Source organism: Mesorhizobium sp. M0478, assembly GCF_040321305.1.
Lineage (GTDB): Bacteria > Pseudomonadota > Alphaproteobacteria > Rhizobiales > Rhizobiaceae > Mesorhizobium.
Window position 1 is genome coordinate 126,013 of the sequence record NZ_JAMYRH010000003.1, and the last position, 14,502, is coordinate 140,514.

Consider the following 14,502-nt stretch of genomic DNA (forward strand, 5'->3'; position numbering starts at 1 on the left):
CTCCACCCGCATGCCTTCTCCCTGATTGCGCGTCCTCGCGCCTCCGGCGCTGCGGTTGCGCGGCCGGGCGGGGATTTCCCCGGAGCGAAGTTCTAGCAAAAGATCAGGCATCAGAGTTTCTCCACCCGCATGCCTTCTCCCTGATTGCGCGTCCTCGCGCCTCCGGCGCTGCGGTTGCGCGGCCGGGCGGGGATTTCCTCGGAGCGAAGTTCTAGCAAAAGATCAGGCATCAGAGTTTCTCCACCCGCATGCCTTCTTCCTGATTGCGCGTCCTCGCGCCTCCGGCGCTGCGGACGCGCGGCTGGGCGGGGATTTCCTCGGAGCGAAGTTCTAAGAGCAGGTCTGGCATGGTTAAGCTCCCACCCTCCCCTTGATGGGGAGGGTCGGCGCGTAGCGCCGGGGTGGGGTGGCGACCTCTCAGCCGCCGATACCTTCGGCACCATCGCGCAAACGCAGGTGTGATTTTCGTTCTTCCACCGCCGCATAGATCGTATCGAGCACGGAATCCAGTTCGTTTTTGATTTCATGGTTCCAGAAGCGAATGACGCGGTAGCCTTGGCTCTCGAACCATTTCGTTCGACGCTCGTCATGGCGCAGCTGGTCATCGAAGCTGTGATGGGCACCGTCCACCTCAATGATCAGCTTCAGCCGGTGGGAGATGAAATCAGGGAAGTAAACGCCTACCGACGCCTGCCTGCGAAAATGAGTGCCTTCTACTGGAATGCGCCACAGATGCCGCCACAGGATGCGTTCCTCGTCGGTCATCGCCGCGCGAAGCCTTTGCGCAGACTGCAGCTTGAATCGATCGAGTTTTGGCATGGAACGTCGCGCTGTCACCCCCACCCGCCGCTTCGCGGCGACCTCCCCCATCTAGGGGGTGGTAAGAGGGCATGGCAACTCGGCTGACCGCTGTTTCCAGGAATTTTGACCCCCCCTGTCGGGCCGCAACCAGCCCGCCCGTCCTTTGATCAAAGATTTCCATGAACCAAACGCAGCGCTGAAGCGACCAACGCTCAGGCAGGGACCTATTGGCTGAACGACCATGAAAACGGCATCGAGACTTCTCCAGATCATCGCGCTCAGCGCCTGTTTCGCCGCGCAGGTGCATGGCGCCTTCTCGATGCCGGGTGTGCGGCAGGCTATGCGGACCATGGCGGGATCGTCTGGCCAGTTCTCGGCGCCAATCAACATTTCCCCCGAAATGATAAAGTGAGCCTCAGGCGGCGAGCCCGCCGGCCTGGGTCTGCAAAAATGCCTCGCCGCAGGCCTTCGCCAGATTGCGCACCCGCAGGATGTAGCTCTGCCGCTCAGTCACCGAAATCACGCCGCGCGCATCGAGCAGGTTGAAGACGTGGCTGGCCTTGATGCACTGGTCATAGGCCGGGAAGACCATGCGGTGCATCTGCAGATTGTCGTTCGAAGCCGGGGCGCCGGCCGCGAGCAGCGCCTTGCATTCGGCTTCGGCGTCCTCGAAATGCCTGAGCAGCATGGCGGTGTTGGCATATTCGAAGTTGTGCCTGGAATATTCCTGCTCGGCCTGCAGGAAGACATCGCCATAGGTGACTTTTTCGGCGCCTTCTCGGCCATTGAAGTTGAGGTCGTAGACATTGTCGACGCCCTGCACATACATGGCCAGCCGCTCCAGGCCGTAGGTCAGTTCTCCCGCCACCGGCGCGCATTCGATGCCGCAGACCTGCTGGAAATACGTGAACTGCGACACTTCCATGCCGTCGCACCAGCACTCCCAGCCGAGCCCCCAGGCGCCAAGCGTCGGGCTTGCCCAGTCGTCCTCGACGAAGCGAATGTCGTGCAGCAACGGATCGACGCCGATCGCCTTGAGCGAGCCGAGATAGAGCTCCTGCAGGTTCGGCGGGTTGGGCTTCAGGATCACCTGGTACTGGTAATAATGCTGCAGCCGGTTGGGGTTTTCGCCGTAGCGGCCGTCTTTCGGCCTTCGCGAGGGCTGGACATAGGCAGCGTTCCAGCCCTTGGGCCCGAGCGCGCGCAGCGTGGTGGCCGGATGAAAGGTGCCGGCGCCGACTTCCATGTCGTAAGGCTGCAGGATGACACAGCCATAGGCGGCCCAGTAATTGTGCAGGGTCAGGATCAGCCCCTGGAACGAGCGGCTGGGGTGCATATGGGCTGGACTGTCTGACGTCACGGCGGCCTCGGAAAGCGCGAAAAAGAAGACATTCCCTAGTTGCCGGGCCGGTAGGCGTCAAGGCAGCGCCTATGGCCGCCTTGATGAGAGGTTGAACGCTTTGCTTCGGACTGGCCCATTGCCGGACGGTGCCGGTGGCCGTTTGCTCGCCCAGCTTCAACGACAAAGGTTCAGCCATGCAAGGCCAGTTCACCGTACGCCCCGTCACCCGAGAGGATTACGAGCAATGGCTGCCGCTGTGGGACGGCTACAATGCGTTTTACGGCCGCTCGGGCGAGACCGCCCTGCCCGGTGACATCACTGCAATGACATGGTCGCGCTTCTTCGATGCCTATGAGCCGATGCATGCGCTGGTCGCCGAGAGCGAAGGCAAGCTTCTCGGCCTTGTCCACTATCTCTACCACCGCACCACGACGGCGATTTCGCCGAACTGCTATCTGCAGGATCTCTTCACCAATGAGGCGTCGCGCGGCAAGGGCGTCGGCCGGGCACTGATCGAAGACGTCTATACCAGGGCGCAAACCGCAGGCTCCAGCCGCGTCTACTGGCTGACACACGAAACCAACCACACGGCGATGAAGCTCTACGACAAGATCGGCGATCTCTCGGGGTTCGTCGTCTACCGAAAGCTGTTCTAGAATGAGCGCCAACGCTGGGTCTGCGCCGCGTCGCTTCGCTCCTTGCTCCGCCATAGAATGACGATCCCGATAGGGCGTCTCTATCTCTTTGTTTCTGTCGCAATTCCGAACGGAAAACCGCGCACACTTTCCTGGAATTGCTCTAAGACATCAAACCGAAAAAACGGGGCTCAGCGAGCCCCGTTTCATCAGAAGTATGGCCCGATCACCCCTTCGGCGCTGGCGGGGTGGCCGGCTTGACCTTCGGGGTTTCCTGCGCCGTGTTGGATTCGATCGGCGGCAAGCCCTTCATCAGCTTCTGCTGCAAAATGGCAAGCACATCGGGATCCGGCTTCAGGTCGCGCGCCTGATTCCACTGGAAAGTGGCTTCGAGCTTGCGGCCGACGCGCCAATAGGCATCGCCGAGATGGTCGTTGAGCACCGGATCTTCCGGCTTGAGCGACACGGCGCGCTCCATTTCGCGCACGGCGTCGTCGAACCGGCCCATGCGGAAATAGGCCCAGCCCAGCGAATCGACAATGTAGCCGTCGCTCGGCCTGAGGTCGACGGCCTTCTGGATCATCGCCAGGCCTTCCTTGAGGTTCATGTTCATGTCGACCCAGGAATAGCCGAGATAGTTCAGCACCTGCGGCTGGTCGGGGAACAGTTCCAGCGCCTTGAGGAAGTTCGGTTCGGCCTTGGGCCATTCCTTCAGCCGCTCATAGGCGATGCCGCGCTGATAGTAGATGTTCCAGTTGGCATTGGTCGGCGTCTTCAGCACCGCGACCGCCTTGTCATAGAGAGTGGCGGCGGAGCGGAAATCCTCCTTCGAGGCATAGACCCCGCCGAGCGCCAGATAGGCGCGCATGTCATCGGGGTGAGCTTCGACGAATGCCTTGAGATGGGCGATCGCCTCGTCGTGACGGTTGAGATCGGCAAGGTTGAGGCCGAGCTGCAGGTCGGAAAGCTCCTTCAGCGGCGAGGAGGCTGGAATGCGGCTATAGAGCGCAATGGCGCCTTCGCCGTCCTTCAGCTGCTCCGCAACGGCGGCAAGCTGCACCAAAGCGGCGTCGCTGTCTGGCTTGAGCGCGAGCGCATATTGCAGATAGAGGCGCACGAACGGCTCGCCGCCGCCGCGATTGAGCGCGATGGCGAGGTCGAGCAGGATTTCAGCGGCGCCTTCGGAGGGACTGGCGACGAAGGGCTCGATCTTGTCGCCCTTGCTGATCCTGTCGCGAAGCGCCTGGATGTCGAGCTTGCCGGGCGCGAACGCCTCGGCCTTGTCGAGCACGTAGAGCGCCTTGTTCTTGTTGCCCTTGCGCGCCAGGAAAGACGCGTAGGCCTGGGCGTTGCGCATCCATGTCTCGGGCGCGGCACCGCCGGCCGTGACGTCGGTCAGGGTCGCGTCATAAAGCGCGTCGGCCTTGTCCGACAGGCCTGCGGCATCGGCGATCAGCGCGCGGTGGAAGGACTTGAACAGGCCGAACCAGTCAGGCCCCTGCAGTTTGTCGATCGAGGCCATCGCCCCGGTGGGGTCGCCGGCGCCCTCTTGTGCCCAGCCGGACATGACGCCGGAAATCAGTCGGTCGAGATCGGATTCGAGCGACAGCTTGAGCCAGTACTGCGCCTTGGTGAAATCCTTCTTGTGGAAGGAATCGACCGCCAGAGCCAGACGCGAGAAGCGCTCGACGTCGGGAACTCCCTTGAGCTTGTCGGCATAGACCAGCGATTCCTCGAAGCGGCCTTGCGCGATCAGCGACAGCATCAGGCTTTGCTGCAGTGAGGTGTCGCCGGGATTGAAGGCGAGCGCCTGCTTGTAATAAGCGATGGCATTGTCGAGGTCGTTGTCGCCTTCGGCGATGCGGGCGGCGAGATAGGCGCCCGAGAAGGAGGTGATCTTGACCGGGTCGGTCGATTCCTTGGCGTAGGCAGGCAGCGGAGAAATCGCCATCCCTGCCACAATTGCCAGCCCCGCGAGCCAGCGCGCACGTCCTTGCCGCATCGTATCCCTTTCAGCCAAGCGCCATCCCGCGTCGGCGCGGAGAAGCCATAGACTCGATGTTTCCTGACAAAGCATGGCCTTTTTGGGGTCAGGCTTCAATCCGGGCCGAATTCACAATCGGGTCACCCGATTAACAAACCATGGCGACGCAGACACTATCGGTTCCGACAATAGCAGATCGGGGTTGGGAGCTACAGCCTGACATCGCGATATCCGCCTGCCGCGACAGTGCTGCACAGGCCGGCCCACTCGCAACCCTGGCAGGCCTCACGCGTCACGCCGGCTGCAAAGGCGGCGCGCAAGCCGGCAAGCGTTGCCGCGTCGAGGCTGAAGCGGACGCCGGCCCGGATCGGCCGGGTCAGCAGCTTGCCGACATCGCGTGCTGCCAGCTCGTCCCGGTCGGCGGCGCTTTCGCGCAAGCAGTGGGGCTGCGCCCCGCCGAGCAGCGGCTGGCAGATGTCGTCGGGGCCGGAGACGATCAGAATATCCTCGCCCCGGCCCAGACGTTTCGCGATCACGTCATAGTTGGCGACGAAGGCTGCGCTGTACCCTTCGCCGATATAGGTCAGCAGGCAAAGAAGATGGTGGGAGCGCAGCCGGACGGTCATCGGTCAGGACGCACCAGCGGAGCCTGTTCCATCCCGATGGTATCGGGATGGGGCTCCATCTCTTTGTTTGAGCATGATCTCTTCCGAAAACCGGACTCCACTTTTCGGGATCATGCTCCTGCCGGGTCCGCCTTGTTGCTCCAAAACAGCTTGAGCGTCGCGGCGCCGAGCGCCGATTTCAGCAGGCCGCCGACGAGGAACGGCAGGAAACCGAAGGCGATGGCCTGTTCGAGGCCGATCATGACGGCGAGCCAGGCCGTTCCGAGAACCAGGCAGGCGAGGTTGCCGAGGACCATGCCGGCGAAGGCGAGCAGCACGCGGTTGCCGTTCCAGCCGCGCTCGGCCAGCCAGCCGACAAGCGCGCCGACGAGCGGGAAGGCGAAGAGATAACCGCCCGTTGCCCCGACGAAATACGACGCGCCCGCTGCCCCTCCGGACAGGACAGGAAAGCCCACGGCGCCCTCGGCGAGCCAGGCGATGATGGTCATGGCGCCAAGCCGCCAGCCATAAAGTGCGCCGACCAGCGTCACGGCGAAGGTCTGCATGGTGACCGGCACCGGCACCATCGGCACCTCGATCTGGGACAACAGCGCCAGAAACAGCGTACCGAGGACGACGGCCGCGGCTTGCCAGGCATACGAGCGGGTTTGCAGGCGCAACGGGCTGAAGGAGGGCTTGGAGGGCGAAAAGGCGATGTCGGTCATGGCGGCTTCCCTGGCTGGTTTGAATTATAGATAATTTTGTTGTTCGATCTATTATCGAATCCATATTTGCGCGGGAATGGCAACCCTCGCCCCTAAAAAGGCTTGGGCTTGCGTGTCGAATAAAGGACATTTGGAAAGGCTGGCGGGACAGCACCCCCCTCTGGCCTGCCGGCCATCTCCCCCGCAAGTGGGGAGATCGGATGTCGCCTTTGCTTTCGCCAATGGCCGACGTTGCAGGACTAACGCAACGGCAAAGCTGTTGATCTCCCCCCTTGCGGGGGAGATGTCCGGCAGGACAGAGGGGGGTGTGAAGGATCGCTACGCGCGGAATCCGACGACTTGTCCCTTCGTCCCTACCCGACGATGGCAAACGCTTCGCGCATCTTGCCCGACGCGGTCTTGACCGGTTTCTGGCCGATCCACTGAACGTGCCGGCCAAGCGTGGCCGCGGCCGATTCGGTGTTGCCTTGCCGCAGCGCGCTCAGGATCGCGCGATGATCCTGGTCGGTGCGGATTTCCCATTCCGAGCGCCAGGCGGCGAACAGGAAGCGGGCGCTTGCGGCGTGCAAATCGTCGATGGTGGCGATGAGCCGCGGCATGCCGCAGGGCGCCAGGATCAGCCGGTGGAAGGTGCGGTTGGCCTCCTCCCAAGAGCGGACATCGCGGGATTTGTCGCCGGCCTTTGTGGCTTCTTCGGCAAGGTTGAGAATGGAAGCCGTCAGATGCGGCGCGGCATGGCGCAGCGCCAGCACTTCGAGGGCTGCCCGCATTTCGGCGACTTCCCTTACCTCGCCGAGATCGAAAGCGGCGACGCGCACGCCCCGCCTGGGCTCACTGACCGCCAGCCCTTGCGCCTCCAGGCGCCGGAAGGCTTCGCGCACCGGGACATGGCTGGTCTGGAATTCCTCGGCGATGTGATCCTGCCGCAGCCGGGCGCCTGGCTCGATCGCGCCCGATATGATGCGATCCGCCAGCACCTTGCTGATGCGCACGGCGATGGTGTCGTCTGCGGTCTTTGCCATGTTTTATAGATAATTTGCACTGCTGCCGATTGTCGAGCGGTGATTGCCCGATTTTGCATGCAAACTTGCTTTGGCGCCAGGCGCGGGTCAGTTCACCCGGCTGATGCAGAAGTCGATGACGTCGATCAGCGCCGATTTCTGCGGCGTCGCCTCCAGCGGCGCCAGCGCGTCGCGGGCGATCTCGCCGAAATGGCGGGCGCGGCCGATGGTGTCGGCAATGGCGCCATGGCGGGTCATCAGGCCGATCGCCTTTTCCAGGCCGGCATCGTCGGTGACATTGTCCTCGATGGCGCGCTTCCAGAAGGTGCGCTCGGCCTTGGTGCCGCGCCGGTAGGCGAGGATGACCGGCAGCGTAACCTTGCCTTCGCGGAAATCGTCGCCGACATTCTTGCCCAGCTCCTGACTGGAGCCGCCATAATCCAGCGCATCGTCGATGAGCTGGAAGGCAAGGCCGAGATTCATGCCGTAGGAGCGCAATGCGGCGCGATCGTTGCGCGTCGCCGATGCGATGACCGGACCGACCTCGGCGGCAGCCGAGAACAGCGCCGCGGTCTTGGCCTTGATGACGGCGAAATGCTCGTCCTCGGTGGTATCCAGGTTCTTGGCGGCCGCCAGCTGCATCACCTCGCCCTCGGCGATGATCGAGGCGGCGCTGGACAGGATGTCGAGCGCTTCCAGCGAACCGACATCGACCATCATGCGAAAAGCCTGGCCGAGCAGGAAATCGCCGACCAGCACGCTCGCCTGGTTGCCCCAGATCATGCGGGCAGTCTTTTTGCCGCGCCGCATGCCGCTCTCGTCGACGACGTCGTCATGGAGCAGCGTGGCGGTGTGCATGAACTCGACCGCGGTGGCGAGCTTGACGTGGCCCTCGCCGGAATAGCCGAACATCTGGGCCGCCGCGAGCGTCAGCATGGGACGCAGCCTTTTGCCGCCCGACGAGATCAGATGATTGGCGACCTCCGGGATCATCTCGACGTCGGAGCCGGCCTTGGACAGGATCAGTTTGTTGACGCGCCCCATATCGGCTGCTGTCAGGTCGATGAGATCCTTGATGGAGGCGGGTTCCCGCTTCCCGTTTTCGATGTTGAGAACGACACCCACCAACAAACACTCCCGTCTTTGATCACGCGTGCGACGGCACCCTGGTCCCGCCTGGGACTCTAGGGCGGCACATACGGGCACGGCAAGAGGCGAATTGGCGCGGCTGCGGTGACGGCGTGTCAACCTTAGCGACCGTATGCCGTTGCCCGAAAACCGCTCCACACTTTTGGTCGCCATGCTCCGGCGTTTACATCAACGCTGCAACCTGCGAACTTCGTCCGATGATAGAACTCGTGCGCACCAACGATGCCGTGATCATCTCCTTTGTCGAATCGCTGATGCGCGATGCCGGGATTGCCTGCTTCGTCGCCGACCAGAACATGAGCATTCTCGAAGGGTCGATCGGTCTTTTGCAGAAGCGCGTCATGGTCGATGCCGACCAGGCCGATCAGGCGCGGCGCATCTTGAAAGACGCCGGCATCGAGAACGAAATCCGCCAGACATAATGGCTGAAGCGAGCGCGCTTACCAGCGATACGCCGGCCCATACGGTCGATGCCTTCCATCGTGGCCGCTTCTGGCTGGTCCAGCCCAGGACAGGGCATCGCGCCGGGATGGATGCCATGATGCTGGCGGCAGCAGTTCCATCCGGCTTTTCTGGACGCCTCGCCGATTTCGGCGCCGGCGCCGGTGCGGCGGGTCTTGCCGTGCTGTCGCGCTGCCCAGAGGCGCAGGTCGTGCTCGTCGAACGGTTGACCGAGATGGCAGGCTTCGCCACAACCACGCTCGCCCATCCCGGCAATGCGCATCTCGGCAATCGCGCCTCGGTGCTGACCGCCGACGTCACGCTGTCGGGCCGGGCGCGGACGCAAGCCGGCCTTGCCGACAATTCCTTCGATTTCGTCATCATGAACCCGCCCTTCAACGCGGCGCAAGACCGCGCCACGCCCGATCCGCTGCGGCGGCAGGCGCATGTGATGGAACAGGGGCTGTTCGAAAGCTGGATCCGGAGTGCGGCTGCCGTCGCGAAGCCGCGCGGCGGCCTGGCCGTCATCGCGCGGCCGGAACAGCTTGGCGACCTCCTCCATGCGCTGTCGGGCCGCTTCGGCGACGCCGAGATGCTGGCCGTGCATCCGCGCCCGGAAGCAGCCGCAATCCGCATTGTCGTCAGGGCAGCGCTCGGCGCGCGCGGCAAGCTGTCGATCCGCCCGCCTTTGATGCTGCATGGGCAAACGGGCGACGGCCCGTCGGAACGAACCGAGATGATCAACAACGGACTGGCGTCGCTGTTTGGCGATTGATTTAGGCCCGTCAGTGTCGTTGCCGCAAAACCGGCACACAGTTGGCTGAGATGGATTGCAGCATTGCCGTTGACCGGCAAATCCCTACATGCGTTGAAGCCATTTGGAGACAGCCACCTCGTGAAACGCCTTTTCAACCGCCTGCTGCCGAAATCCTGGCGATCCAGCGTCGTCACCATTCCCGTCATCAGGCTGCATGGCACCATCATGGCCGGCGGCGGCCCGTTCCGGCCGAGCCTGTCCTTGGCGTCCACCGCCGCCCTCATCGAAAAGGCGTTCCTGTTCGATGCGCCCGCTGTCGCCATTTCGATCAATTCGCCTGGCGGCTCGCCGGTGCAGTCGCGGCTGATCTTCAAGCGCATCCGCGACCTCGCGGTCGAGAAGAACAAGAAGGTGCTGGTCTTCGTCGAGGATGTGGCGGCCTCGGGCGGCTACATGATCGCGGTCGCCGGCGACGAGATCTTTGCCGATCCGTCCTCCATCGTCGGTTCGATTGGTGTCGTCTCGGCCTCGTTCGGCTTTCCCGAGTTGATGAAGAAGATCGGTGTCGAGCGCCGTGTCCACACCGCCGGCCAGAACAAGGCGGTGCTCGACCCGTTCAAGCCGGAGAAGAGGGAAGACGTCGAGCGCCTGAAGGCGCTGCAGCTGGAAGTGCACGAGACCTTCATCGACCTGGTCAGGGAACGCCGTGGCACCAAGCTGAAGGACGATCCGGACCTGTTCACCGGCCTGTTCTGGACCGGCAAGAAAGGGCTGGAGCTTGGCCTCGTCGATGCGTTGAGCGACATGCGCACGGTACTGAAAACCCGCTTCGGCGCGAAAACCCAGCTCAGGCTGGTCACCGCGCCGCGTGGCCTGTTTGGCCGCATCGGCCTGTTCGGCTCGAACTTTTCAGCGCCCGATATTGCCGCCGCCGCCGCAAGCGGCGTGATCGATGCGGCGGAAGAGCGCGCATTGTGGGCGCGCTTCGGGCTTTGAAAAAGCGGGGAAAGCGTCTAGCATAAGCGCTTGACAGTCTGCCTTGCCGTCTTGCGAGGGAGGAGCTTTGAAATGCCACAGATCATTTTCTTCGCAGTTGTCGGCGCAGCCGCTTATTTCGGCTACCGCACCTTCGTCCGCGAGGCCGAACGTGTGACCGCCAAGGTGCGGCGCACCGAAAAGCAGGCAGCCAACGGCACCAACGGCACGCTGGTCCAGGATCCCAAGACCGGCGAATACCGCCTGGCCAAGGACTGAGCATCATCCCGTCAGCAGCCGACAGTTTGGATGCCGCAGCCCGGACGTGGCTTGCGCCCGCCAAGATAAATCTGGCGCTGCACGTCACCGGCAGGCGCGCCGACGGGTATCATCTGCTCGAGAGCCTGGTCGTTTTCACCCGCTTCGGCGACAGGGTCGAGATCGAGCCTGCCGACGCCGACCGGTTCTCCGTATCGGGCCGTTACGCGACTTCCGTGCCGATCGACGACAGCAATCTGGTGGTGAAGGCGCGCGAGGCGCTGCGCAGGCAGGCCGGCCAGCAGAGCACGCCGCCGGTTGCCATCCGGCTGGAAAAGAACCTGCCGGTCGCATCCGGGGTCGGCGGCGGCTCGAGCGACGCGGCGGCGGTATTGCAGGGTCTTGTCCGGACCTGGGGGCTCGACATCGGCGAGGCCGAACTGAGCCGGATCGGTCTCACGCTCGGCGCCGACGTGCCGATGTGTCTTGCGGCAAAACCGCTGGTTGCGCGTGGCGTCGGCGACGAGCTGTCGCTGGTGCCGGATTTTCCGGCGCTCGCTTTGGTGCTGGTCAATCCCGGCGTCGCCGTCTCGACGCCCGATGTGTTCAATGCACTTGAAAAACGCGACAATGAAGGACTGCCGCCGCTGCCGCGCGGTTTCGATTTCCACGGCGTCCGCAATTGGCTGGAGATCACCCGCAACGATCTTGAGGAACCGGCGCAAGCAATACAGCCGCCCATCGGCAGAGCGCTTTCCCTGCTGAACAGGGCCGGATCTGGATTCTCGCGCATGTCGGGCTCCGGCGCGACATGCTTCGGGCTGTTCGAGACCGGCAATGTCGCCAAGCGCGCCGCCGCCGAGATCCGCAGCCGCGAACCGGAGTGGTTTGTCGCCGCGACACGAAGCATCGCTTCAGAGGGGGCCGATGACCAAAATTGACGAAAGCCGCCTGTTCATCCCGGTGCGCATCGCGGTGCTGACGGTGTCCGATACGCGCAGCCTTGCCGACGACAAATCCGGCCAGACGCTGGCTGATCGCATCGCCGAGGCCGGCCATGTCCTGGCCGCGCGCGACATCGTCACCGACGACCGGGAGAAAATCCGCGACAAGGTGCTGGGCTGGTCGCGCGACGAAGACATCGATGTCGTCATCACCACCGGCGGCACCGGTTTTACCGGCCGCGACGTGACGCCGGAGGCGCTGGAGCCGATCTTCGAGAAGCGCATGGATGGCTTTTCCGAAGTGTTCCACCGCATTTCCTACGACAAGATCGGCACCTCGACAGTGCAGAGCCGGGCGACGGGCGGCGTCGTCAACGCCACCTTCGTCTTTGTGCTGCCGGGCTCGCCCGGCGCCTGCAAGGACGCCTGGGACGGCATCCTGAAACCGCAGCTCGACTACCGCCACATGCCCTGCAACTTCGTCGAGATCATGCCGCGCCTGGACGAGCAGTTGCGGCGCGGCAAGGCCGCCTCGTAAACCAAGGCAAAGCCGGCCAAGTGCTGCCTTTGTCAGGCAGAATGGCGGCTGCGCCTTCGAGAGGTCATTTCCTCCGGGTCGTCGGGCGGATAGTCTGTCGCCAAGTCAAGACGGAAGAGATCCGATGAGCGCGCACCGCGGCGGCTGCCATTGCGGCAACATCCACCTGACCTTCGAAACCGGAATTGAGCCGTCCGAGATGGAGATCCGCGCCTGCCAGTGCGCGTTCTGTGTCCGGCATGGTTCGCGCGCCGCCGCCGATCCGCAGGGGCGATTGATCGTCGCGGTCGAGGACGAGGCCCGGCTGCACCGATACCGGTTCGGATTGCGCACCGCCGATTATCTCATCTGCCGGGACTGCGGCGTCTATGTCGCTGCTGTGACCACCGACGGCGAACCGAGAGCGATCGTCATCGTCAATGCGCTGGATGACCGGCCGCGGTTCAACCGCGAGCCGGTCCCAATGGACTATGATGCCGAGAACAAAGAGGGTCGCATTGCCCGGCGGCAAGCGCGCTGGATGCCGGTCGAGATCCGCTCCGGCCTCAGCGGATGACCGGTTCGCCGTGGAAGCGGCGGCGCGAGGGCGGCGAGACGCCGAAGCCGACCTCCATCATCAGCCGTGGCGTGGTGGACGGCACGGTGCCCATGTGGAAGCCGAACGGGTCCTCGACGAAGCCGAGGCCGGCCTCGCCGGTCAGCGTGACCGGGCTGTCGTCGCCATAGACCTTGAGCACGTCTTGCGCCGGATGGCCGACCAGCAGCGTCAACTGGTGCTTGAGGCTGCGCCTGTTGTGGCTGCCTTTGACATAGACATGCGGGCCGGTGCCGGCATCGCAGGGCTTGAGATAGAAGAAGAATTTCAGCATCCGCCAGTCGTCGAGATCGAAATGATATTTGCCGAGCGAGGCAAGGTTCTTGTCGGCGTCGGAAGCCTCGCCGGTCGGAAAGCTCCACCAGATACGCGTGGTGATCAGCTTTGCCTGCCCGCCCAGATAGTGCTGGGCGATGTCGAGCAGCAGCGGGTCGTTCTGGATGGCGAGTGCCGCCTTGCAGCCGAGGATGCGCTCGAAATAGTGTCCGCTGAGCAAAGAGCGGCCGAACCGCTTCTCGGCTTCTGCGTGTTCTCCGGGCATGAATTCGAGCCGGCGGTCGAAATTGCCGAAGCACGGCGTGCTCTGAGCAAAGCTGGCGATCTCTTCGTGGATTGCCTGCGGAAGGACCAGTCCGGAGAACAGCCCATCGGTGCGCAGCGCCGCGACGATCGACTTGAGGTCGACGCCCCTGAACATCGTCGCTCCGGCACTCTGCGCGGGGCGCGCGGCTTTGGCGCCAAGCCAGTGCAGCTTGCGCGCCGGCATGGTGCGGGCAAGCACGAACATCGGCAGCCATGCGGGATTTTCGCGCAGGTCGGACAGATAGGTCGGGATACGCACCGCAATGCGGCGGAGCAGGCTGCCGTTGCGGGCAATGGCTTCCAGACTGGGGGCGCCGGATTTGTCAGGGGACGAAAGGTTCATCGGGGTCCTCAGATATGAACGGCAGCAACGATGACGCGGCGCTTGCTTACCGCTCCGGCACTACCCAAACCCCGATATCACGCATCAACGGAATGCTAATCCCGCGTCAGCTTTTGTGCAATGCACAATAGCTTTTTGCGGCGAAAAAGAGGGATGGTGCTGCGACCGTGCCAATGCGGATGAGACGCCGACGCTGCCCCTCATCCGCCCTTCGGGCACCCTTCTCCCTGGGAACGGGAAAAGGGAGAAACATCACTTCTTCGGCGCCAGCCAGATTTCGGCGTCGAGCCGCCTGGTGGCGAGACCGCGCGCAAGGGCTTCGGCGCTGTGCGCGTTCTTCGACAGGGCAGCGGCCTGGCGCTTGCTGATGACCAGCCCTTCGGCCAGCGCCCGGTTGCCCGAAAACACCCGTGACAGGAACGGCGTGCGGCTGCCGCGCGCACGGGAAAAGCGCGCCGGCATGGTTTGCCGCGCCGTGTGAGCGACAACGTCGTCGATCCAGCCCTCCGCCAGCCTTGCGCCGGGTTCCAGAAACAGCAGCCAGTCACCCTTCGCCTGCCTGATTCCCGCGGCAATGCCGCCGGCCACGAAGTGGCAGCCGGCATGATCGGCAACCCGATGCGTCTGGTCGGTCGAGCCGGTGTCGCAGACGATGACATCGCGCACCACGCCCTCGACCGCGCCGCCGATCAACGAGGCGAGCGTGCGGGCAAGGCCTTCTTCGTCATCCCGGGTTTCGATGAGAACGCTGAGCATTTTTAGCCGAATAGCGGAAAGCCCGGCGCAGCGCCAGTTGTGTATGGCCCAACGAAAAAGTTCTTGCTTTG

General features: G+C 63.6%; 18 protein-coding genes. 9 read left to right on the forward strand and 9 right to left on the reverse strand.

What is annotated here, in order from left to right:
- Window positions 1-417 precede the first annotated feature (417 nt).
- Window positions 418-819: an endonuclease domain-containing protein gene (locus NKI64_RS08550; protein WP_023692101.1), complete on the reverse strand. Its 402-nt coding sequence runs from the start codon at window positions 817-819 to the stop codon at window positions 418-420.
- Between the two features lie 223 nt (window positions 820-1,042).
- Between NKI64_RS08550 and NKI64_RS08555 the strand changes: the two genes are divergently transcribed.
- Window positions 1,043-1,213 (forward strand): hypothetical protein, encoded by a 171-nt coding sequence (locus NKI64_RS08555; RefSeq protein WP_352667555.1) that lies wholly within the window; start codon window positions 1,043-1,045, stop codon window positions 1,211-1,213.
- Window positions 1,214-1,216: 3 nt separating this feature from the next.
- Here NKI64_RS08555 and NKI64_RS08560 read toward each other — a convergent pair whose 3' ends face one another.
- Complete coding sequence (locus tag NKI64_RS08560) at window positions 1,217-2,161, reverse strand: glycine--tRNA ligase subunit alpha (RefSeq protein WP_050589306.1); 945 nt, start codon at window positions 2,159-2,161, stop codon at window positions 1,217-1,219.
- A gap of 176 nt (window positions 2,162-2,337) precedes the next feature.
- Between NKI64_RS08560 and NKI64_RS08565 the strand changes: the two genes are divergently transcribed.
- Window positions 2,338-2,799: a GNAT family N-acetyltransferase gene (locus tag NKI64_RS08565; protein ID WP_023687114.1), complete on the forward strand. Its 462-nt coding sequence runs from the start codon at window positions 2,338-2,340 to the stop codon at window positions 2,797-2,799.
- Window positions 2,800-3,004: 205 nt separating this feature from the next.
- Here the strand turns inward: NKI64_RS08565 and NKI64_RS08570 are convergent, their stop codons facing one another.
- The 5 genes from NKI64_RS08570 to NKI64_RS08590 all read right to left on the reverse strand — a co-directional run bounded on the left by NKI64_RS08570 (window position 3,005) and on the right by NKI64_RS08590 (window position 8,218).
- Window positions 3,005-4,780, reverse strand: a complete 1,776-nt coding sequence (locus NKI64_RS08570; RefSeq protein WP_023828033.1) for a tetratricopeptide repeat protein — start codon at window positions 4,778-4,780, stop codon at window positions 3,005-3,007.
- 191 nt (window positions 4,781-4,971) lie between these two features.
- The gene (locus NKI64_RS08575; protein WP_352667559.1) at window positions 4,972-5,388 is read right to left on the reverse strand and encodes a DUF1284 domain-containing protein; all 417 of its coding nucleotides are present in this window, start codon (window positions 5,386-5,388) and stop codon (window positions 4,972-4,974) included.
- Between the two features lie 110 nt (window positions 5,389-5,498).
- Entirely contained in the window at window positions 5,499-6,092 is a 594-nt protein-coding gene (locus tag NKI64_RS08580; protein WP_352667562.1) for a biotin transporter BioY, read from the reverse strand.
- 353 nt (window positions 6,093-6,445) lie between these two features.
- Entirely contained in the window at window positions 6,446-7,114 is a 669-nt protein-coding gene (locus NKI64_RS08585; protein WP_023687112.1) for a GntR family transcriptional regulator, read from the reverse strand.
- Window positions 7,115-7,201: 87 nt separating this feature from the next.
- Entirely contained in the window at window positions 7,202-8,218 is a 1,017-nt protein-coding gene (locus NKI64_RS08590) for a polyprenyl synthetase family protein (RefSeq protein WP_023668471.1), read from the reverse strand.
- A gap of 221 nt (window positions 8,219-8,439) precedes the next feature.
- Here NKI64_RS08590 and NKI64_RS08595 point away from each other — a divergent pair, with 221 nt between their 5' ends.
- The 7 genes from NKI64_RS08595 (at window position 8,440) to NKI64_RS08625 (ending at window position 12,711) form a co-directional block, all read left to right on the forward strand.
- Window positions 8,440-8,664: a putative signal transducing protein gene (locus tag NKI64_RS08595; protein WP_023692106.1), complete on the forward strand. Its 225-nt coding sequence runs from the start codon at window positions 8,440-8,442 to the stop codon at window positions 8,662-8,664.
- The gene (locus NKI64_RS08600) at window positions 8,664-9,458 is read left to right on the forward strand and encodes a tRNA1(Val) (adenine(37)-N6)-methyltransferase (RefSeq protein ID WP_352667565.1); all 795 of its coding nucleotides are present in this window, start codon (window positions 8,664-8,666) and stop codon (window positions 9,456-9,458) included. The genes NKI64_RS08595 and NKI64_RS08600 overlap by 1 nt, the downstream gene beginning before the upstream one ends.
- A gap of 120 nt (window positions 9,459-9,578) precedes the next feature.
- Window positions 9,579-10,436 carry a S49 family peptidase gene (locus tag NKI64_RS08605; RefSeq protein WP_023668474.1) on the forward strand — a complete coding sequence of 286 codons (858 nt, stop codon included), beginning with the start codon at window positions 9,579-9,581 and terminating at the stop codon, window positions 10,434-10,436.
- A gap of 72 nt (window positions 10,437-10,508) precedes the next feature.
- Window positions 10,509-10,694, forward strand: a complete 186-nt coding sequence (locus tag NKI64_RS08610) for a membrane protein (RefSeq protein ID WP_023668475.1) — start codon at window positions 10,509-10,511, stop codon at window positions 10,692-10,694.
- 26 nt (window positions 10,695-10,720) lie between these two features.
- Window positions 10,721-11,614 (forward strand): 4-(cytidine 5'-diphospho)-2-C-methyl-D-erythritol kinase, encoded by an 894-nt coding sequence (locus NKI64_RS08615; protein ID WP_352667568.1) that lies wholly within the window; start codon window positions 10,721-10,723, stop codon window positions 11,612-11,614.
- Window positions 11,601-12,155, forward strand: coding sequence for a molybdenum cofactor biosynthesis protein B (gene moaB, locus NKI64_RS08620; RefSeq protein ID WP_352462048.1), 555 nt, complete (start codon window positions 11,601-11,603; stop codon window positions 12,153-12,155). Before NKI64_RS08615 ends, moaB begins: the two co-directional genes overlap by 14 nt.
- 124 nt (window positions 12,156-12,279) lie before the next feature.
- Window positions 12,280-12,711 (forward strand): GFA family protein, encoded by a 432-nt coding sequence (locus NKI64_RS08625; protein WP_023726393.1) that lies wholly within the window; start codon window positions 12,280-12,282, stop codon window positions 12,709-12,711.
- Here NKI64_RS08625 and NKI64_RS08630 read toward each other — a convergent pair.
- Together NKI64_RS08630 and NKI64_RS08635 are read right to left on the reverse strand one after the other, a co-directional pair.
- Window positions 12,701-13,675, reverse strand: a complete 975-nt coding sequence (locus tag NKI64_RS08630) for a hypothetical protein (RefSeq protein ID WP_352667571.1) — start codon at window positions 13,673-13,675, stop codon at window positions 12,701-12,703. The genes NKI64_RS08625 and NKI64_RS08630 overlap by 11 nt on opposite strands.
- A 252-nt stretch (window positions 13,676-13,927) precedes the next feature.
- Window positions 13,928-14,431, reverse strand: a complete 504-nt coding sequence (locus NKI64_RS08635) for a glycosyltransferase (RefSeq protein WP_023684377.1) — start codon at window positions 14,429-14,431, stop codon at window positions 13,928-13,930.
- Window positions 14,432-14,502: the final 71 nt, after the last annotated feature.

Bases quoted from the DNA above. Each gene is read 5' to 3' on its own strand.
- NKI64_RS08550 (WP_023692101.1), bottom strand. From the start codon at position 819: ATGCCAAAACTCGATCGATTCAAGCTGCAGTCTGCGCAAAGGCTTCGC.
- NKI64_RS08555 (WP_352667555.1), top strand. From the start codon at position 1,043: ATGAAAACGGCATCGAGACTTCTCCAGATCATCGCGCTCAGCGCCTGT.
- NKI64_RS08565 (WP_023687114.1), top strand. From the start codon at position 2,338: ATGCAAGGCCAGTTCACCGTACGCCCCGTCACCCGAGAGGATTACGAG.
- NKI64_RS08570 (WP_023828033.1), bottom strand. From the start codon at position 4,780: ATGCGGCAAGGACGTGCGCGCTGGCTCGCGGGGCTGGCAATTGTGGCA.
- NKI64_RS08575 (WP_352667559.1), bottom strand. From the start codon at position 5,388: ATGACCGTCCGGCTGCGCTCCCACCATCTTCTTTGCCTGCTGACCTAT.
- NKI64_RS08580 (WP_352667562.1), bottom strand. From the start codon at position 6,092: ATGACCGACATCGCCTTTTCGCCCTCCAAGCCCTCCTTCAGCCCGTTG.
- NKI64_RS08585 (WP_023687112.1), bottom strand. From the start codon at position 7,114: ATGGCAAAGACCGCAGACGACACCATCGCCGTGCGCATCAGCAAGGTG.
- NKI64_RS08595 (WP_023692106.1), top strand. From the start codon at position 8,440: ATGATAGAACTCGTGCGCACCAACGATGCCGTGATCATCTCCTTTGTC.
- NKI64_RS08600 (WP_352667565.1), top strand. From the start codon at position 8,664: ATGGCTGAAGCGAGCGCGCTTACCAGCGATACGCCGGCCCATACGGTC.
- NKI64_RS08610 (WP_023668475.1), top strand. From the start codon at position 10,509: ATGCCACAGATCATTTTCTTCGCAGTTGTCGGCGCAGCCGCTTATTTC.
- moaB (WP_352462048.1), top strand. From the start codon at position 11,601: ATGACCAAAATTGACGAAAGCCGCCTGTTCATCCCGGTGCGCATCGCG.
- NKI64_RS08625 (WP_023726393.1), top strand. From the start codon at position 12,280: ATGAGCGCGCACCGCGGCGGCTGCCATTGCGGCAACATCCACCTGACC.
- NKI64_RS08630 (WP_352667571.1), bottom strand. From the start codon at position 13,675: ATGAACCTTTCGTCCCCTGACAAATCCGGCGCCCCCAGTCTGGAAGCC.
- NKI64_RS08635 (WP_023684377.1), bottom strand. From the start codon at position 14,431: ATGCTCAGCGTTCTCATCGAAACCCGGGATGACGAAGAAGGCCTTGCC.